The following is a 20,400-nucleotide window of genomic DNA, read 5'->3' as shown; positions in this document are numbered from 1 at the left end:
TTAAAGGAGATTTAACATGAAACTTGCAACAACATTGACCATTCTAGTAACAGCATTCATATTAACCGTTATTTTAGCACCCATTGCTATTCCACTTTTACGACGATTAAAATTTGGTCAAAGTATTCGAGAAGAAGGACCAGAGTCTCATCTTAAAAAAGCAGGTACACCAACGATGGGTGGCATTATTTTCTTGCTGGCAATTATTGCTACTACATTGGTTACAGGAAATATGTTTAACTTATTTACGACACAAACAGTCGTGCTATTACTTGTATTAGTCGGTTTTGGTGTGATTGGCTTTTTAGATGATGGGATTAAAGTGATTTTTAAACGTAATTTAGGCTTGACATCACTGCAAAAGCTAATTGGGCAAATTATTATTTCCATCGCTGCATTTATGTTATTACGATTAGGAACTTTTAATACGGCTGTTGAAATTCCGTTTACAGATTACACGATTGATTTCGGCTTATTTTATGTTGGCTTTTTAATCTTTTGGCTTGTAGGCTTCTCGAATGCGGTCAATTTAACGGATGGAGTAGATGGTCTTGTAGCAGGAACGGCCTCGATTGCCTTTGCTGCCTTCGGTGTCATTGCTTTATTTAATGAACAGGCGGATATTGCTTTAGTTGCCTTTGCTATTACAGGCGCTCTGTTAGGATTTTTGATTTTTAATGCCAATCCTGCAAAGGTTTTTATGGGTGATACAGGCTCGCTAGCATTGGGTGGCGCGCTTGCTATGATTTCAGTTTTAGTGAAGGCAGAGCTTTTACTACTGTTGATTGGTCTAGTGTTTGTAATTGAAACATTGTCTGTTATTTTGCAAGTGGGTAGTTTTAAATTACGTAAAAAACGTATTTTTAAAATGAGCCCTATCCATCATCATTTTGAATTGTCTGGTTGGTCAGAATGGAAGGTTGTTTTAGTGTTTTGGTCTACAGGGTTAGCTGTTGCATTAATCGCAGTAATGATGGAGGCGTTTTTATGATTCAATATACAGGTTTGCAATATAAAAAAATACTTGTATTAGGCCTAGCAAAAAGTGGTGTTGCTGCAGCGGAGCTGTTGCATGAGCTTGGCGCATTTGTCACAGTGAATGATGCCAAGCCATTCGATGCAAATCCAGAGGCGCAAAGTCTTTTATCGAAGGGAATTACAGTTATTTGTGGACGTCACCCAGAGGACTTACTTGATGAGGGCTTTGAATTAATCGTCAAAAACCCGGGCATCCCGTACAGCAACCCGATTGTAGCTGATGCAATTAATCGGGAATTACCAGTCATTACTGAAATGGAGCTAGCATATTTAGTAAGTGAGGCTCCTTTTATTGGAATTACAGGCTCTAATGGTAAAACAACAACGACAACCTTATTGTTTAAAATACTTGAGCATGGTCAAAAACAACCGTTAATTGCCGGCAATATTGGAACCGTTGCATGTAGTGTTGCAGCTACAGCAACGAAAGAGCAGGTGCTTGTAACGGAGTTATCTAGCTTTCAATTAATGGGAACACGCACATTTAAACCGCATATTGCTATTTTAACGAATATTTATGAGGCTCATTTAGATTATCATAGCTCGTTTGAAGAATATGCAAATGCAAAATTTGCCGTTACACGTAATCAAAATGAGCAAGATTATTTCATTTACAATGCAGACCAGCCACTTGTACAACAATATGCAGCACAGTCTAGAGCACAAAAAATACCTTTTACGACAAATGGAAAGGCAGCTACAGGAATTAGTGCTGATAGGACAGCTATTTATTGGCAGGGTGAGCATTTATTGGATCGTTCTGGCATCGTCTTGCCTGGAGAGCATAACTTACAAAATATTTTATGTGCTGTTGCTGCTGCTTTGTTAATGGACTGCCCTATTGCTGCGATAAAAGATACTTTAGCTACATTTACAGGTGTAAAGCATCGCACACAATTTGTTCGTAATTGGCAAGGTGTGCAAATTTACAATGATTCAAAGGCGACGAATTGCCTTGCAACGAAAAGTGCACTTGCGGCATTTACGCAGCCGATTGTCTTGTTAGCAGGCGGCTTAGACCGCGGCCATTCCTTTGAAGAGCTACGCGATGTAATGGACAATGTGAAGGCAGTTGTTGCCTTTGGTGAAACAGGTGCACGTTTTATCGATTTTGCTAAATCATGTGGTATTGAACAAACTGTTGCTGCAACGAATGTGGAGGATGCTGTAATGTATGCCGCCAAGCTTGTGACAGCAGGTGACGTTATGCTGCTTTCCCCTGCTTGTGCAAGCTGGGATCAATATGCAAGCTTTGAAATCCGAGGCGACGTATTTATTGACGCTGTAATGAAGCTTACTTAAAAGTTCTATAAGAAAGGATGCCCTTACTGACGCACCATTACCAAAAGCTATTTGTTTTTTGTGCATTGATGTTGACACTTATAGGGATTGTGTTTGTGTACTCTGCCAGTACATATTGGAGCTCCGTTCATTATGAAGGACAAACGCCTTTTTATATAAAGCAAATTATTTATTTTGTTCTAGCGTGTATTGTTTTTTTTAGCATTATAAAAGGGCCAGAGCTAACAGAAAAAAAGCTTTTCATGCTCTATTTATTTTCTTTAGCGCTGTTAATTATCGTATTAATACCCGGCATCGGTATTTGGCGTAATGGCTCTAGGAGCTGGATTGGAATTGGTCCTTTAACGATTCAACCAGCAGAGCTTGTAAAAATCACGACATTATTATATTTAAGTGTCCGTTTAGCGAAGGTTAAATCCTTTGAAAGAGTCGTTAAGCTAGAGCATTTTGTTATTTTATTTTTACCAGCTCTCCTAATAATGCTTCAGCCTGATTTTGGCTCTGTATTTATTTTAGTTGTCGCGGCCTTTATTTTGCTTTTTATCGCAAAATATCCGATTAAGCTTTATATATTTTTAATGCTTGCAGGTGTTGCAGGTTTAGCAGGGCTTATCATCTCTGCGCCATATCGTTTAAAGCGAATTCAATCCTTTTTAGATCCGTGGTCTGATTCGCTAGGAAGTGGCTTTCAGGCGGTGCAATCTTTAATGGCCATCGGTCCCGCCGGCTTATTTGGACATGGTTTTTTGCAAAGTCGTCAAAAGTATTTATATTTACCAGAGCCACAAAATGATTTTATTTTCTCAATTATATTGGAGGAAATGGGGTTTGTCGGGGGAGCAGTCATTTTAGCTTTATTTGCCACTTTATTTTATTGTGGCTATGCGCTATCTGTCAGGGCATATAGCTTAGAGCAGTTTTATATGATTAGCGCCTTAACGACGATGCTTGTTTTACAAACTTGCTTAAATATCGGAGTAGTTATCGGCTTGCTGCCAGTGACGGGTGTTACTTTACCATTTATTAGCTACGGTGGAACGTCATTAATCGTCATTTGGTTAACGGTCGCTCTTATCATTAAAATCACGAATACAACAGGAAGGAGGAGTAAAAATTGAAAAAAGTAATTGATATAGAAGAACGCATCCCTACACTTCGCGCGAAACGCCGGCGTCGCTCGAATATTAAATTTATTTTACTGACCACAGTTTTCGGTGTTATTTTGTTTTTACTCCTTTATTTCCAATCACCTTATAGTGATATTAAAACAATTGATGTGACCGGGGGAAGCATTGAAGATACGACATTTTATAAGGAGCAATCAGGCTTAAATATAGGTGACTCGATGTGGGGCTTTCGGGAAGGAGATATCGAGGCGCAAATATTGAAGCTAGATTGGGTAAAGGCTGTTACCGTCAAACGAAAATGGCTTACGACTGTTTCCATCTCGATAGAGGAATGGAGCAAAGTGGCTTATATTGCGAAGGACAATGACTTTTACCCGATGTTGGAAAATGGCATAATTTTACCTTTACAAGGTCAGCTATTACCGATCGATGCACCAATATTCCTTCAATTTGACGATGAGAAAATACGAAAGCGTTTATTAAAGGAACTAGCAAAGCTCGATAAAGAAGTGCTGTCGATGATTTCGCAAATTAAAGCAACACCAACAAGCACAGACCCTTACGCTGTAACATTATTTATGAATGATGGCTATGAAGTGCGTGCAGAAATCACAACACTTGCCAGTAAGCTTAACTATTATCCATCGTTTGTTGCATGGATTGAAAATACAGAGGGCTATGAAAAGGGTGTTATTGATATTGAAGTAGGCTCATATTATCGCTCTTATTTGGAGGAGTATAAAAAGATAGAGGAAGCAGAGGACGAGCAGCAAGGAGCGGAGCAAAATGAAGAACAATCAGAAGAATAATAGACCATCCTTGTTTCAACGTAAATACTTTATTATGCTCATCGTCTCCATCATGATTGGTTTTATTATCGGTATTTCTTATAATTTGACGAAGGATAATAAAAAACTAAGTTCAAGTTCACCGATTTATTTTCAGCAACAGGAAACGTATCGTGAAGAGCTCATTACACAGCAGGAACGTAATAAAGAGCTGACGGACGAGCTAAATTATTTGCAACAAACGATTCGCAACTATGAAAAGCAGTTAACATCAAGTGCAGAGCAGCATGAGGATTTAGTCGCTGAGGCGGAGCGTTTACGGCTTTTACTTGGTGACATTGCTGGACAGGGACAAGGTATCCGTCTAACACTAGCTGATGGTGAATATGATCCAAATTCAACAAACCCAAACGATTATATTGTACATGAAAGCCATATTTTCAAAGTACTAACGGAGCTGAAGATTGCGGGAGCAGAAGCCATTGCCATTAATGGTCAACGCCTAAAAACAAACTCTTATATAAGCTGTAACGGTCCTGTAATTACAATTGATGGAAAACAATCACCTGCCCCCTTTGTTATTGAGGCGATTGGAGAGCCGGATACATTAATTGCATCTTTAGAAATTTCAGGGGGAGTTTTTGATCAATTACTAAATGAACGAATTAGTGTTACTTTTGAAAAAAGCAGTATCATTTCTATGCCTTCCAATACGGCAGAAAGTTGAGGGGGGAGGTAAATGAAAAATAATAAAAACCTGCATATTACACTTATTTCCTTTGTCATTGGTTTTATGCTAGCAGTGCAATATAATACGATGCAAAATCCGAAAGAGCGAGATACAAGAGATATTTGGGAAATACGGCAAGCACTATCAGAGGAGAAAAAGCGACATTCTGAGCTATTGACGAATATTCAAGCATTGAATGAAGTCGTTCGGAAATATGAGGATGTTGAATCAAGCGACCCGGAGCTAGTGTTGCGAGAAACAGTAACTGATTTGCATCGTCAAATAGGCTTACTGCCTGTTACAGGGCCAGGTTTAACATTGAAGATAAAGCCTGCTAAAGAATTAATTGAGTATGGCTATCAGATTGAAGCCATCTCTCCAGAGCTACTCTTTCGATTAGTCAATGATATTTACCGTAATGGTGGTCAATATGTCGAAATTGACAAACAAAGGCTGCTACATACCTCGGCTATTCGGGAGATTAACGGCGTCACGACAATAAATAGCGTACCAATCAGTAAAACTGATGTAGAAATTAAAATAATTATGCCATCTGAAGAACTAGCGCAAAGATTGTACAATTATTTACTATCATCCTCATTGATGGACGAGTTTTACATTGATAACTTAGAGCTCGTTGTAAATGAGGTAGAAAGCTCTATTTCAATTAAAAATATAGCAACTCAAATAACAAGCAGCTATTTGAGTGAGACGAATAAAGGGGATTAGAATATGTGGCTGCCACTTTTAGGACTGATTTTAGGTATTGCGCTAGGTTTGCTAACGGATATTCAAATTCCGGCGGTATATGAAAATTATTTATCTATTGCTGTATTAGCTGCCCTTGATACAATGTTTGGTGGTATACGGGCAAAGTTGCAGGAAGTATACGATGATAAAGTGTTTATCTCAGGTTTTTTCTTTAATATAGCCCTTGCGGCAGGACTTGCCTTTTTAGGTGTCCATATCGGGGTTGATTTATATTTAGCGGCAATTTTTGCATTCGGCGTTCGACTTTTTCAAAATATAGCAGTCATTCGACGGATTGTATTAACGAAGCTTGATGAGCGAAAAGCAAAAAAGCAAGAGAAAATATATGAATCTCATTAAAATTTCGTTACAAAAGCGAATAAGCTTAGACAACAGCGAAAAATTGCAATAGAATGAACATTAGGAGTATTAGAAGGAGGTGCAGCGAGTTGAGTCAACAAGATATATATATTTCGCTGGATATCGGATCATCCTCTATTAAAGTGCTAATAGGTGAAATGAGCGAGCAACAATTACATGTAATTGGTGTCGGTCACGTAAAATCGACTGGAATTCGTAAAGGCGCCATTGTTGATATTGATGCGACAGTACAATCAATTAAAAAAGCAGTTGAGCAGGCTGAAAGAATGACGGGCATTAAAATACACGATGTTATACTAGGAGTACCAGCAAATCAAACATTTTTACAACCGGTAAAAGGTGTTGTTGCTGTAAACAGTGAAAATCGTGAAATTGGCGATGATGATTTAGAGCGCGTCATCGAATCTGCACAAGTGATGTCTATCCCACCAGAACGTGAATTAGTGAACTTAATACCTAAGCAATTTATTGTGGATAATCTTGATGAAATTAAAGATCCGCGCGGTATGATAGGCATTCGTTTAGAAATGGATGCAACGATGATTACGACTTCGAAAACTTTGTTACATAACGTGCTGCGTTGTGTAGAACGAGCTGGATTACAAATTCGAGAAATTTATTTACAGCCTTTAGCGGCAGGTTATTTTGCTTTAACAGAAGATGAAAAGAATCAAGGTACAGCTTACATCGATTTAGGTGGAGGTTCAACAACAATCGCTGTTTTTGAGGAGGGCTTATTAAAGCATACAGGGGTTATCCCAGTAGGCGGAGAGCATATTACAAAAGATTTATCAATTGTCTTAAAAACACCGACAGAACAAGCTGAAAAAATAAAAAGACAGTTTGGACATGCCTTCTATGACGATGCTTCAGATGACGAATTATTTGAAGTTCCTGTAGTAGGAACAGATACAACAGATCAATATAACCAGCGTTATATTGCCGAAATTATCGGTGTGCGTTTAGAAGAAATGTTTGAGCTAGTGCTAGATGAATTAGCGCGCTTAGGTGTGCGTGATTTGCCAGGAGGCATTGTTATTACTGGTGGCGTAGCACAGCTAGAAGGAATTGCACAGCTTGCACGAGAAGTGATGCAGACGCGTGTGCGCGTGTTTGTGCCAGATTACATTGGCGTGCGCGATCCAGCGTTTACAACATCGGTAGGGTTAATTCGTTATGCATATGCGGATGATAAGTTCTACGGAAGAAGTCCAATAACAGATGCATCACCATATATTGCGGCAACGACACAATCGACTCCTGCTAAAAAGCAATCTCAGCAAGTAGAATATACAGATAATAGTAATAAAGTAAGCGTGATTGATAGAGCAAAAAATATTTTTAATAAATTTTTTGAATAGTTGACTTACGATAATTGTGGAACTTCAATTAGTAGAAGTAGCGTAAGTAATTCGGGCTAAAAGTCGAGCGAAGTGGGAGGAGAAATAATGTTAGAATTTGATACAAGTAGTGATCAGCTTGCTGTCATCAAAGTAATTGGAGTAGGTGGTGGCGGTAATAACGCTGTTAATCGTATGATTGAACATGGTGTACAAGGTGTAGATTTTATTGCAGTAAATACAGATGCTCAAGCTTTAAATCTATCAAAAGCTGAACATAAATTACAGATTGGTGGAAAGCTCACACGTGGATTAGGCGCAGGGGCAAATCCAGAAGTCGGTAAAAAAGCAGCCGAAGAAAGCCGAGAGCAAATTGAAGAGGTATTACGCGGTGCAGATATGGTATTCGTTACTGCTGGTATGGGTGGCGGAACTGGTACTGGTGCAGCGCCAGTAATTGCTCAAATTGCACGTGATTTAGGTGCATTAACAGTAGGTGTTGTTACACGTCCGTTTTCATTTGAGGGACGCAAGCGTCAAACACAGGCGGTTGGCGGTATCGGCGCAATGAAAGAAGCTGTCGACACACTGATTGTTATCCCTAATGATAAGCTATTGCAAATTGTTGATAAATCAACGCCTATGCTAGAGGCATTCCGTGAAGCAGACAATGTATTGCGTCAGGGTGTACAAGGCATTTCAGATTTAATTGCAACACCTGGTTTAATTAACTTAGACTTTGCCGATGTTAAGACAATTATGTCTGACAAAGGCTCTGCGTTAATGGGGATTGGTATTGCTTCCGGCGAAAACCGTGCGACAGAAGCTGCGAAAAAAGCTATTTCAAGTCCGCTACTTGAAACATCAATTGATGGTGCAAAAGGCGTGATAATGAATATTACAGGTGGTACAAATCTAAGCTTATTTGAAGTACAGGAAGCAGCTGATATTGTAGCTTCGGCATCAGATGAAGAGGTAAATATGATTTTTGGTTCGGTTATTAATGATAGCCTTGACGATGAAATTATTGTAACTGTTATTGCAACAGGCTTCTCAGATGATATACTAACGCAGCGTCAAAATGTGCGACCAAGTATGGGAGCACGTCAACAAGCTCCTGCACAGCAACAGCCATCACGTCAAGAGGCCGTTCAGCAAGAAGCACCGCGCCAAACACAAAACTATCAGCAAGAAGATACGTTAGACATTCCAACATTTTTACGCAATCGTAGAAATCGCGGATAAATAAGATTACTTTTTGTATCCTTATGAATGGCTTATAAATCAAATTTAGCACATACGTTCTGTTTTGGCAATGGTTTTAGCTTATTAAAATTATTGCTGCTCAAGCAGCGCACTAAAAAATCGATTTACTCTATTATTTTCAAGGTAAATCGATTTTTTTGTCTTTTAGATAGCTAGAAAATCAAGCGACAGTTAGTTCGAAAAACTATAGTTGCCTAGAGGTTGTGAATAAAATGGAGCGGGGCATGGGCGCAAATATATGAATATGTATATATAATTGTGTAAAAGTGAAAAGTCATATCAATTCCTGGGTAAATGTATTGTGCAACCAAAACATTAGGAGGAATTAATATGACTCAACTTAATCTTACACTAGACTTAGGGGAAATTGAAGCGGCGATACTTGATTCAGATATGAGCAGTACGATTAAATCGCTTGTGATTTTAACGTTGAATGAGTATATGGAAAAAGAACGTGATGAGTATCTAAAGGCTGATGCGTACGAGCGCAATGAAACGCGAACAGGGCAACGCAATGGCTATTACGAACGTGATTATACATTGGCGATTGGCAAGATTCAGTTGAAAGTGCCTCGTACGCGTGACGGAAAGTTTTCCACGACATTATTTGAACGCTACCAACGAACAGATAAAGCGTTTATTTTATCAATGATTGAAATGGTCGTACAGGGTGTTTCAACACGCAGGGTGACAAAGGTGATAGAAGAGCTGATTGGGGAATCAGTATCGCCCTCTTTCATTTCGAGCCTGACAAAGAAGCTAGACCCTATTGTGAAGACTTGGGCAAACCGTCCTATTCACTACCAGACGTATCCAATTTTATATGTAGATGCGATGTATATTAAGGTACGAGAAGCTCGTAGAGTGATAGCTAAAGCTGTGTATATTGCGATTGGGCTGACGAATGATGGAAAAACAGAAATTTTAGGATTTAAAATTAGTGAAACAGAATCTGCTACTGCGTGGAAAACGTTCTTTCAAGAGCTCAAGGCACGAGGATTGTCAAAGCCTGAATTGGTCGTATCAGATGCTCATGAAGGATTAAAAAAGGCAATTTCAGAATGTTTTCTAGGAACGGCATGGCAGCGTTGTTTATTCCATTTCATGCGAAATATTTTTTCCAAAGTGCCAAAGAAGGGATCCGAAGCATTCCGCCGCAAAGTATCAGCTATTTTTAAGGAGCTCACGCTAAAAGATGCCAAGGCAAAATATGAAGCTCTTCAAGATGAGTATGAAGATGTAGAAAAATATGAAAAGGCCATGCTTACTTTGGAAGAAGGCTTTCAAGAGGTAACACAGTTTTATCAATTTAAAGTCGTATTGCATCAGCACATTCGAACGACAAACCGTGTAGAAAATACGAACCTTCAAATTCGCCGACGTGAAAAAGTGATACGCATTTTTCCAAATCATGATTCGGCTTTCCGTTTGATTGGTGCTACTTTAATGGATATAGAAGATGGACTTCGAGGGAAAAAAAGCTGCTTTAATGTAAGAAATGTTTACTTGGAAGAATAACAGGAGGACGGTCCCGCGCGAAATGTGTGGTGTATGGGAAAGGGCATGCCCTTTCCCATACACCACACATATAAAAACAGTACAAATACAAAAGGTACCCAGGGAATTTTACACAAGATTCTGTACTTGACTCAAATATATTTAGGAAATCGCAAATAAAATTAAAAAGCTGCAAATATTCCATGAACAACTGCAAACTAACTAGCGGCGCAGCTACTGTAAATTAAAAAATCGGTGAAATGTTTTGTCATTTCATCGATTTTTTTGCGTTTTCTTGTCTAAATTTTTTGTTAGTTGAATACAATGAAGTGACAATTTCTAACATAGTGTTAATGGTAAGCTTCTAATCAGGAGGAAGCGATACATGGTTGGCGAATGGCTTGTATTGATAAATACACTATTTAATTATTTACTGGTCTTGTTTATTAGCAAAATAACAAATGTGTATGTGACGAAAAAGCGAGCGCTTGTTGCTGCTTTTATAAGTGGTACATTTAGTGCTATTTTTACACCATCATTATTCATAGGTGTCATAAGTGCTCTTTTATTAGCAGGCATTGCTTTTTCATTCCGATATCGCATTTTACTGAAACAAATAGCGGTACTTGTTGTGGCAACTATATTTCTAGGAGGCTTATTAACAGCGGTACAACCTTTTTTGGCAGGTCGTTCATTGCTTTTTTATATCACGCTTTGTAGCTTACTTGCTATTTTTAGTTCAAAGTGGGCAGAAATAAAGTGGAGAGACTTTTGGCAGCAAAAAATACAGGCAAGCTATGTAGTGACATGCAAATTGCATTTAGGTGATACAGAATTGCAGCTACGTGGTTTTATAGATACCGGAAATATGTGTACGGAGCCTATTAGTCAGCAGCCGGTGCATTTTATTTCCTATCGCATGATTAAGGATAAGCTACCTGCAACCATTAATGATGCCATTAATTCATGGGACGCAGCAGCACCTTATAATTTATCCATGTTTCCACGTGAATGGTTGACATCTATTCGCCTTATTCCACTGACAACTGTACAGCATAAGGCGATTGTACCTGCATTTCGTTTAACAGAATGGACGATTAATGAAGAAAAGGTGACCGGACACTATGTCGTACTAACCAAAAATGATGCCAATTTTCCGCAGCAAGCCGATATGATGCTTCATGTTTTAGCGCTTTCCAATCAACAATAAAGGAGGAGAATGATTGATTCAAAAACTAGTAGCGTATTTGCAAAATATTTGGAGTAAGTTCTTTCGCAAAGGAACATACTATATAGGAGGACATGATTCATTGCCAGTACCATTGACTAGAGAAGAAGAATTAACTGTCGTTGAAGCCTTTATGAATGGAGATTTATCTGCAAGAGATACATTAATTGAGCGAAATTTGCGTCTTGTTGTTTATATTGCGCGACGCTTTGATAATACAGGTACACCGATTGAGGATTTAATTAGTATCGGTTCAATTGGCTTAATTAAAGCAATTGAGACATTTAATAAAGAAAAGAATATAAAGCTTGCAACATACGCTTCACGTTGCATTGAGAATGAAATTTTAATGCATTTACGCAAAACAAGCCGTATGAAGGGTGAAGTATCATTTGATGAGCCGTTAAATTCAGATGCAGATGGCAATGAATTATTATTATCTGATATTTTAGGAACAGAAGTACACATTATTACAAATGATGTCGAGCGTAAAATTGAACGTCAACATATGTTCAGCGCTATTAATTGTCTAAACCCACGCGAAAAATACATTATGGAATGTCGCTTTGGATTGAATGGCAAGGAAGAAATGACACAAAAGGAAGTAGCAGATCATTTAGGCATTTCGCAATCATATATTTCAAGATTAGAGAAAAAAATAATACTGGAATTAAGAGAGTATCTAAATGCGCCAATTGCATAACTTGGATGAATTTGCCGCCAATTTTTACGCATAGCCTACATCGCAAGAGGACAAACTGAACGAAAGATAATCGTTCGGAGGGGAATAGTTGATGCGAACAAAAGTAGAGCTATGCGGTGTGGATACATCGAAGCTTCCAGTTTTAAAGCATGAAGAAATGCGTGAGTTATTCATACAATTACAAGCAGGAAATGTAGCTGTACGTGAGGAGCTAGTTATTTGTAATTTACGTTTAGTATTGAGTATTGTTGGACGTTTTTCATATCGTGGTGAGCAGGCAGACGATTTATTTCAAGTAGGTTGCATCGGTTTATTAAAAGCGATTGATCATTTTGATTTAAAGCATAATGTCCGATTTTCGACATATGCTGTACCGATGATTATTGGTGAAATTCGTAGACATTTACGCGACCATCATGCACTTCGGGTGTCACGTTCGTTAAGAGATATTGCTTATAAAGCGATGCAGGCGAAAGAAAGATTTGTTACTGAAAATTTATATGAGCCAACGATTGAGCAATTAGCAGCTGCAATTGAAATGAAGCCTGAAGATGTTTTATTCGCACTTGATGCAATTCAAGACCCGGTTTCATTGCAGGAGCCTATTTATTCAGATAGCGGCGATGCAATGTATTTAATGGACCAGTTAAAGGGAGAGGTATCGGAAGAACAGTGGGTAGATTATGTTTCAGTGAAGGAGAGTCTACAAAAATTAGACGAAAGGCAGCAGTTAATTGTAGCAAAGCGCTTTTACTACGGTGAAACACAAACAGAAATTGCAAAATCACTAGGGATATCGCAAGCGCAAATTTCTCGCTTAGAAAAAAGCGCCATTGAACTCATGCAATCAGATTATTTACAGCAGTGAGTAAGCTAACCGGAAAGCAGGCTGGCGCACCTCTTTTCAGTTAGTTATTATACAGCTAGTAGTTAAATGACTTTTTGAAAATAAAATTAGAATGAGCCTAATCCACTTAGACGCACTCGTTGTAAGTGGATTTTTGTTGTTTCACAAAAAGGTGCCAGGCACAGACACAATTGTCTACAATTCAGGAGGGATGTTATGCGTTTTTCTGTTGCGCAGCAAAAGGAAATTATTGAGGCAGGAAGCGGGCGCTTTATCGGCTATATTGTCGATGCTGAAATTTGCGAAAAAAGTGGGATGATTACGGGCTTTCTTGTTGCAGAACCGAAAAAAATATTGCATATTTTTCAGGCGGAAGAAGCAACGCGAAAAATCGCTATTCAAGATATTTTAACTATCGGGAAGGATGTTATTTTAGTCAAAGGAATAATGTCATAACATGCGCTAGGACAATGGACATAAGGTGAATCAATGGAACTTTAATGTTATTACCCTCATTTAGGATTTTAGCACTTTCGACACAAATTAATTGAAAATAATATTGCTTGTTAATGCGGGATAGAGCAAGCTATTCATTGATAAATCACAATAGGCTTGTTACAATGAAATAAAATAGATTGTAAGCAATCTCCGTATTAATCATTACAAAAAACATGAAGTTTTTTAAAAAGAATTAATTGTACTGTTCAAGGTAGGTTTCGGATATTCAAGGTAAAATAAATTATTGTTGTAAAGTTGGGAGTAAATTGACAAAAATTATTGAAAATTTAGAGCAAATTCAAAAGAAGATAAAACAAGCGCAAGAGCGAAGTGGTGCGCAGCAGCAAGTGCATATTGTCGCAGTGACAAAAGAGGTTGACGTAGAGCGCACAAATGAAGCAATTGCAGCGGGCCTGTTACATTTAGGGGAAAATCGCCCAGAAGGATTGCTTGCGAAAAGAGAAGCTATACAACAAGCGGCAAGCTGGCATTATATTGGTTCGTTGCAGACGCGCAAAGTGAAGCAAGTAATAAACGAAATTGATTACTTACATTCATTGGATCGCTTAAGCTTAGCAGAGGAAATCGAAAAGCGAGCAGAGCAAGTTGTTAAATGCTTCGTTCAAGTAAATGTATCAGGCGAAGAATCGAAGCATGGCTTGACAGCTGAAGAAGCAATCGCCTTTCTCCATAGCTTAAGTGAAATGACAAAAATTGAAGTTGTTGGCTTAATGACAATGGCACCGTATTCAGCTGATGAGCAGCTTCTCCGTTCAGTGTTTCGCAATTTGAAAAAATTACAGCAGGAAGTTGTGGCACTAAAGCTGCCGTACGCACCTTGTACAGAACTTTCGATGGGGATGTCAAATGATTATGAGATTGCCGTTGAGGAAGGTGCGACATTTGTAAGAATTGGCACAGCTCTTGTTGGCTAGAAGGAAGGGATAAAAAATGAGTATGAAAAATAAAATAAAAAACTTCTTTTACTTAGATGAAGAAGAAGAGATGGAAACAGTTCAAACAACGCCGAAAACTTCATACGAGCCACCGAAGCAACAAGACCAGCCAAGGCCTGTCGTTAATAATCGTGTAAAAAAAGAACGTAAAATTTCAATACATGAAGAGCCTGTACCACCACAAACGGTCAATAATGTAGTTAGTTTACAAGCTGCTGCGTCGTCGAAAGGCTCAAAAGTGATACTTATTGAGCCGCGTGTTTATGCGGAAGCGCAGGATATTGCAGAGCATTTAAAAAATAAACGTGCGACAATTGTTAACTTACAGCGCATCGACATTGACCAAGGTAGACGTATCATTGATTTTCTAAGCGGCACAGTCTATGCATTAGGTGGGGACATTCAACGAGTGGGTGTTGATATTTTCTTATGCACACCAGATAATGTAGAAGTGTCGGGCGAAATCTCAAGTTACTTAGAAGATATTTAGAATTAGTGAGGATATATATATGATTATTTATCAAATTATTGGCCAAGTGTTTACAATATATACATTTATGATAATTGGCTATATTTTAATGTCTTGGATACCAGCAGCACAAGATTCAGCAGTAGGGCGTTTTTTAGCAACGCTTTGTGAGCCATATCTAGGCTTTTTTAGAAAATTCATTCCACCGCTTGGCATGATTGATATTTCACCGATTATTGCATTGTTCGCATTACGCTTTATTCAGCAAGGTGTTTTCATCGTCATTAGTTATATAATTTAAGTAGGGAGCGTCCAAAAAGCGTGCTAAGGCACTGCCTTTTGGACGTTTCGTAAAGTAATAACACTAGATTAGGGACTTTTTCCTAAGATTAAAATGAATTAAGTTTTTATTGCATTTAACGTCTTTCAGCAATGTTTTTTGTACCGAAAGCGTAGTGACAGGTAAAGAAGTCTCCCATCTCTATAGGTGGCGGGATACTTGCTGATAAAGATGAACTCAGTCTAAGACTACCGCATCCTGCGGCAACGGCTGAGTGACCAACATCGCGTTGGTCTAAAGCCTCTGGCGGATGTCACAGATTTTGAAGGGAGGCCTGCGTGATGCAGGTCAGTTATCCGTTATTACAGAACGTGACGGTTTCTGCAATTACGCCAAGCTATAATTGATAGAAGGGGGCTGTCTTTGGGACAGCTCTTTTATTATATTGGAAAATGGAGATAAAAAAATGGAGCGTTTAGTTCAGCATTTTAGGAAGGATGAGCAGCCATTTATTGAACAAGTTGTGGGCTGGCAACGAGAAGTAGAGGATCGTTATGCACCGAAACTAACTGATTTTTTAGACCCGCGAGAACGTTTTATTGTATTTTCTATTATCGGACAGACGGATGACTTACAAGTAAAGACAGAGGGCAAATTTGATGCAGCAGAGCGCGAACGCCTAATCATTGCACCAAGCTATTTTGCAGCAACAACCGAGGAGTTTCAAATTACTATTTTCCGCGTTCAATATCCCGCAAAATTTGTGCAATTAAAGCATCCTGATGTGCTTGGCGCACTATTATCACTAGGGATAGATAGAAGCAAGTTTGGGGATATTCGAGTAGCGGAGAGCACGATTCAATTTGCAGTTGCAGGTGAAGTTGCTGATTACGTAAGAGCTAATTTGACGAGCATTGGAAAAGTAAAGGTTCATCTAGAGGAAGTAGAGGAGCAAATACCGCTTATTCAATTAGAGGAGCAATGGGTAGAGCAGCTTGTTTTAATACCTTCGATGCGACTAGATGTTGTGATTGCAACGATTTTAAATATGTCACGTCAAAAGTCACAAAACTTAGTATCATCAGGCAGAGTGAAGGTCAATTGGACGGTGCGCGAGAATGCAAGCTTTGAATTGCAAGAGGGTGATATCGTTTCTGTCAGGGGTTTTGGACGCTTCAAGGTACTTATGACGGAAGGACGAACAAAAAAGGATAAAATTCGTTTACAAATAGGTCGTTTAGAGCAAAAATCATAAAAATGGCTTGTTTTTTATGAATTACCATATTCATAATTGCATAAAAGCTTTATAATAGACGAAAAGACGAATAGATAAAGGAGTGTCATGTAATGCCGTTATCACCGCTTGATATACATAATAAGGAGTTTACGAGAGGCTTTCGCGGCTATGCGGAGGACGAAGTAAATGAATTTTTAAACCAAATTATTAAAGATTATGAAATTATTTTGCGCGACAAAAAAGAGCTTGAAGAGAAAGTGAAAATGATGTCACAGCAAATTAATCATTTTAATACGCTTGAAGATACATTGCAAAAATCCATCGTTGTAGCACAGGATGCTGCTGAGGAGCTTCGTCGTAATTCACAAAAGGAAGCGAAGCTCATTGTCAAAGAGGCTGAAAAAAATGCTGATCGCATTGTTAACGATGCTTTGACAAAAGCACGTAAAATTACAATTGAAATTGATGAGCTGAAAAAGCAATCAAAGGTTTTCCGCAATCGCTTCAAAATGCTCGTTGAAGCACAGCTAGATTTATTAAATACCGATGACTGGGAGCATTTGCTTGAATACGATGTGGACTTAACTGATATTCAAGAGCAAGTAAAAGTAGGCGAAAACGACGAAAACTAAAGGCTTCTTGCCATATCCATTACGTCTTAGCTGACACGAATCTAGACTTTAATAGGGCTGTCTAAAAAGCAGTGCTTTGCACGCATTTTGGACGCCCACATTAAAATTTCTAAATCGATTAGCTTATAGAACTTGACGTTTTTTTCTGTTTTTCATATACTGTGGATACATATGAATAATAGCATTTAAGGAAGACAGTATGTTTTAATTGCTGATTAGCGATTTGGGGATAGTGGGAGCTCAGACGAAACAATTAAAACGGAACATCACTTCTTAGCTAAATTACTGAAAACGACTTCTAGTAGGTAATTTCGTTTAACGCTATGTTACAGCGTTCTAAGAGACACAATTTTTGTGTAAATTAGGGTGGTACCACGAGTTATAGCTTCTCGTCCCTTTTTCGAGGGATGAGAGGCTTTTTTATTTATTAAGGAGGGTTTTAACAAATGGTAGAGTATAAAGAAACGTTATTAATGCCGAAAACGGATTTCCCGATGCGCGGAAATTTACCAGCAAACGAGCCTAAAATTCAAGAAAGATGGAACGAGCAAAATATTTATCAGTTAGTAGAGGAGCGCACGAAAGGTCGACCGCATTATGTATTACATGATGGACCACCATATGCGAATGGTGATATCCATATCGGTCACGCTTTAAATAAAGTGTTAAAGGATATGATTGTGCGCCATCGTTCGATGACTGGCTACAATGCACCATATGTGCCGGGCTGGGACACACATGGCTTACCGATTGAGCAGGCATTGACAAATAAAGGTGTTAAGCGTAAAGAAATGTCAGTTGCAGAATTCCGCAAGCTTTGTGAAGAGTATGCATATGAGCAAATCGATAATCAACGTGAGCAATTTAAACGCCTAGGTGTGCGCGGTGATTGGGAAAACCCATATATTACATTAAAGCCAGAGTTTGAAGCACGCCAAATTGAAGTGTTCGGTAAAATGGCAGAGAAGGGCTATATTTATAAAGGCTTGAAGCCGGTTTATTGGTCACCTTCTTCAGAGTCAGCGTTAGCAGAAGCAGAAATTGAGTATAAAGATGTGAAATCACCATCTATTTATGTAAGCTTTACGATTAAAGATACAAAGGGTGCTGTACCAGCGGATGCAAAATTTATTATTTGGACGACAACGCCTTGGACATTACCTGCCAACCTTGGGATTACAGTAAACCCTGAATTAACATATGTAGTAGTAGCAATTGCTGATAACAAATTTATCATTGCGAAAGATTTATTAGAGACAATTGCAACAGAATTACAATGGGAAAACTATGAAATTGTACAGGAATTAAAAGGAGAGGCATTAGACCGCGTTGTCGCAGCGCATCCGTTTTATGACCGTGATTCATTAGTAATGCTAGGTGACCATGTAACAGCAGATGCTGGTACGGGCTGTGTGCATACTGCACCAGGGCACGGGGAAGACGACTTTAATGTTGGGAAACTATATGGACTTCCTGTGTTATCGCCTGTTGATAATCGTGGATGCTATACGAATGAAGCACCTGGCTTTGAGGGTATGTTCTATGACGAGGCGAATAAAGCGATTACCGAAAAGCTAAAAGAAGTAGGCGCATTAGAAAAGCTCAACTTCTTCACACACTCTTATCCACATGACTGGCGTACGAAAAAGCCTGTTATTTATCGTGCAACACCACAATGGTTTGCATCTGTAGAGATGTTCCGTGACGAATTATTAAGCGCGGTAACTGCAACAGCCTTTACACCAGCATGGGGGGAAACGCGACTTTATAATATGATTCGTGACCGTGGCGATTGGGTTATTTCACGTCAGCGTGCATGGGGTGTACCGATTCCAATTTTCTATGGAGAAAATGGTGAAGCAATTATTACACCTGAAACGATTGCGCATGTGGCAGCATTATTCCGTCAACACGGCTCAAATATTTGGTTCCAAAAAGAGGCAAAGGAATTATTACCAGAAGGCTTCACGCATCCAAGTAGTCCGAACGGTGAATTTACGAAAGAAAACGATATTATGGATGTTTGGTTCGACTCGGGTTCATCACATCAGGGTGTGCTTGTAGAGCGAGGAATGCAGTATCCAGCAGACCTTTACTTAGAAGGCTCTGACCAACACCGTGGCTGGTTTAACTCATCATTAATCACATCTGTAGCTATTAATGGTCATGCACCATATAAAGGTCTATTAACACATGGATTCGTATTAGACGGTGAAGGGCGCAAAATGAGTAAATCATTAGGAAATGTCATTATCCCGCAAAAAGTAATGGACCAATACGGTGCCGATATTTTACGTTTATGGGTGGCATCTGTCGACTACACAGGTGATGTACGTATTTCAATGGATATGTTAAAGCAGGTTTCAGAAGTATACCGTAAAATTCGTAATACACTGCGTTTCCTACATGGTAACGTTTCTGACTTTAATCCAGCGGCAGACCGTGTTGCCTATAGCGAGCTACGTGAAATGGATCAATATATGTATATGCGTTTACAGGAGGTTTTAAAAACTGTACGTGCAGCATATGACCGCTATGAATTCTCAACAGTTTATACGGTTGTTAATAATTTTGTGGCAATTGAGCTATCTTCATTCTATTTAGATATTGCAAAAGATGTTGTTTATATTGAGGGGGCAGACCAACAAGACCGCCGTGCAATGCAAACAGTTATGTATGATACGTTAATGACATTATTAAAAGTGCTAACGCCAATTTTACCGCATACGACAGACGAGCTATGGTCTTACTTAGGGCAAGAGGAAGCTTCAGTTCAATTAACAGATTTCCCAGAGGTAGATGAGCAAGCAAACTTTGCAGACTTACGCACAAAGTGGACGAAAGTAATCGCGGTACGTGATGAGGTGTTAAAAGCATTAGAAGAAGCGCGTAATGCTAAAACAATAGGTAAATCATTAGAGGCCAAATTAACAGTTTATGCAGATGAAGAAGTAGCGGTACTCTTACAAGATGCTAATGTTAATTTTGCTCAATTATCAATCGTTTCAGCGTTCGAAGTGGCTGGTGCGAAGGCAGATGCACCAAATCATGCATTAGTACTGGATAAAACAGCGATTGTTGTTGAAAAAGCACAGGGTGAAAAATGTGAGCGTTGCTGGACAATTTCACAAAATGTTGGCACAAATGCGAATCACCCTACATTATGTACACGTTGCGCGGATGTTGTAGAGAAATATTATGTTTAATAATTTAGAATAAGGAGTTGCCTGAAAAGTGATGCGTTTGCATGCTTTTCAGGCAATTTTTGTTTTATTAAATTGTTCAAAAATGTATACATTTATTTAAAGGTTGAAAATACGAAACTTGAAGC

General features: G+C 38.8%; 20 protein-coding genes and 1 other annotated feature. All 20 genes read left to right on the top strand.

Translation table 11 applies throughout. From position 1 onward, the window contains the following. Window positions 1–16: 16 nt before the first annotated feature. The 20 genes from mraY to ileS all read left to right on the top strand — a co-directional run bounded on the left by mraY (window position 17) and on the right by ileS (window position 20,275). Window positions 17–991, top strand: a complete 975-nt coding sequence (gene mraY / locus MHH70_RS06975; RefSeq protein ID WP_066169769.1) for a phospho-N-acetylmuramoyl-pentapeptide-transferase — start codon at window positions 17–19, stop codon at window positions 989–991. Next, entirely contained in the window at window positions 988–2,340 is a 1,353-nt protein-coding gene (gene murD / locus MHH70_RS06970) for a UDP-N-acetylmuramoyl-L-alanine--D-glutamate ligase (protein WP_342472896.1), read from the top strand. The genes mraY and murD overlap by 4 nt, the downstream gene beginning before the upstream one ends. Window positions 2,341–2,357: 17 nt before the next feature. Beyond that, a complete protein-coding gene (gene ftsW / locus MHH70_RS06965; protein WP_066169777.1) occupies window positions 2,358–3,458 on the top strand; it encodes a putative lipid II flippase FtsW in 1,101 nt (366 codons plus the stop codon). Then, on the top strand, window positions 3,455–4,276 hold the full coding sequence (locus MHH70_RS06960) for an FtsQ-type POTRA domain-containing protein (protein ID WP_066169782.1): 822 nt from the start codon (window positions 3,455–3,457) through the stop codon (window positions 4,274–4,276). The genes ftsW and MHH70_RS06960 overlap by 4 nt, the downstream gene beginning before the upstream one ends. Continuing rightward, window positions 4,254–4,982 carry a DUF881 domain-containing protein gene (locus tag MHH70_RS06955; protein WP_066169784.1) on the top strand — a complete coding sequence of 243 codons (729 nt, stop codon included), beginning with the start codon at window positions 4,254–4,256 and terminating at the stop codon, window positions 4,980–4,982. The genes MHH70_RS06960 and MHH70_RS06955 overlap by 23 nt, the downstream gene beginning before the upstream one ends. 12 nt (window positions 4,983–4,994) lie before the next feature. Further along, window positions 4,995–5,714 (top strand): DUF881 domain-containing protein, encoded by a 720-nt coding sequence (locus tag MHH70_RS06950; protein ID WP_066169786.1) that lies wholly within the window; start codon window positions 4,995–4,997, stop codon window positions 5,712–5,714. A gap of 3 nt (window positions 5,715–5,717) precedes the next feature. Next, entirely contained in the window at window positions 5,718–6,095 is a 378-nt protein-coding gene (locus MHH70_RS06945) for a small basic family protein (protein ID WP_066169788.1), read from the top strand. An 89-nt stretch (window positions 6,096–6,184) separates the two neighbouring features. Further along, window positions 6,185–7,477, top strand: coding sequence for a cell division protein FtsA (gene ftsA / locus MHH70_RS06940; RefSeq protein WP_066169791.1), 1,293 nt, complete (start codon window positions 6,185–6,187; stop codon window positions 7,475–7,477). A gap of 87 nt (window positions 7,478–7,564) precedes the next feature. Then, a complete protein-coding gene (ftsZ, locus tag MHH70_RS06935; protein ID WP_066169794.1) occupies window positions 7,565–8,701 on the top strand; it encodes a cell division protein FtsZ in 1,137 nt (378 codons plus the stop codon). Between the two features lie 351 nt (window positions 8,702–9,052). Continuing rightward, entirely contained in the window at window positions 9,053–10,240 is a 1,188-nt protein-coding gene (locus MHH70_RS06930; protein ID WP_342472895.1) for an IS256 family transposase, read from the top strand. A 364-nt stretch (window positions 10,241–10,604) separates the two neighbouring features. Next, window positions 10,605–11,429, top strand: a complete 825-nt coding sequence (locus MHH70_RS06925) for a sigma-E processing peptidase SpoIIGA (protein ID WP_066169797.1) — start codon at window positions 10,605–10,607, stop codon at window positions 11,427–11,429. A 16-nt stretch (window positions 11,430–11,445) separates the two neighbouring features. Further along, a complete protein-coding gene (gene sigE, locus MHH70_RS06920; RefSeq protein WP_066170302.1) occupies window positions 11,446–12,150 on the top strand; it encodes an RNA polymerase sporulation sigma factor SigE in 705 nt (234 codons plus the stop codon). A 91-nt stretch (window positions 12,151–12,241) separates the two neighbouring features. After that, window positions 12,242–13,018: an RNA polymerase sporulation sigma factor SigG gene (gene sigG, locus MHH70_RS06915; protein WP_066169800.1), complete on the top strand. Its 777-nt coding sequence runs from the start codon at window positions 12,242–12,244 to the stop codon at window positions 13,016–13,018. Between the two features lie 195 nt (window positions 13,019–13,213). After that, on the top strand, window positions 13,214–13,453 hold the full coding sequence (locus MHH70_RS06910) for a sporulation protein (RefSeq protein WP_066169803.1): 240 nt from the start codon (window positions 13,214–13,216) through the stop codon (window positions 13,451–13,453). Between the two features lie 308 nt (window positions 13,454–13,761). After that, the gene (locus tag MHH70_RS06905; RefSeq protein ID WP_342472894.1) at window positions 13,762–14,430 is read left to right on the top strand and encodes a YggS family pyridoxal phosphate-dependent enzyme; all 669 of its coding nucleotides are present in this window, start codon (window positions 13,762–13,764) and stop codon (window positions 14,428–14,430) included. A 16-nt stretch (window positions 14,431–14,446) separates the two neighbouring features. After that, entirely contained in the window at window positions 14,447–14,941 is a 495-nt protein-coding gene (locus MHH70_RS06900; RefSeq protein ID WP_066169811.1) for a cell division protein SepF, read from the top strand. Between the two features lie 19 nt (window positions 14,942–14,960). Beyond that, window positions 14,961–15,221 (top strand): YggT family protein, encoded by a 261-nt coding sequence (locus MHH70_RS06895; RefSeq protein WP_066169813.1) that lies wholly within the window; start codon window positions 14,961–14,963, stop codon window positions 15,219–15,221. A gap of 445 nt (window positions 15,222–15,666) precedes the next feature. After that, complete coding sequence (locus MHH70_RS06890) at window positions 15,667–16,455, top strand: RNA-binding protein (RefSeq protein WP_066170305.1); 789 nt, start codon at window positions 15,667–15,669, stop codon at window positions 16,453–16,455. Window positions 16,456–16,547: 92 nt separating this feature from the next. Continuing rightward, window positions 16,548–17,069: a DivIVA domain-containing protein gene (locus MHH70_RS06885; protein WP_066169815.1), complete on the top strand. Its 522-nt coding sequence runs from the start codon at window positions 16,548–16,550 to the stop codon at window positions 17,067–17,069. Between the two features lie 175 nt (window positions 17,070–17,244). Beyond that, window positions 17,245–17,469: a binding site (T-box leader), on the top strand. 46 nt (window positions 17,470–17,515) lie between these two features. Continuing rightward, on the top strand, window positions 17,516–20,275 hold the full coding sequence (ileS, locus tag MHH70_RS06880; RefSeq protein WP_342472892.1) for an isoleucine--tRNA ligase: 2,760 nt from the start codon (window positions 17,516–17,518) through the stop codon (window positions 20,273–20,275). Window positions 20,276–20,400: the final 125 nt, after the last annotated feature.

It is taken from the genome of Metasolibacillus sp. FSL H7-0170, from assembly GCF_038593115.1.
Lineage (GTDB): Bacteria > Bacillota > Bacilli > Bacillales_A > Planococcaceae > Metasolibacillus > Metasolibacillus fluoroglycofenilyticus.
The sequence above is the reverse complement of the archived record's forward strand: the minus strand, read 5'-3'. Positions and strand labels throughout refer to the sequence as shown.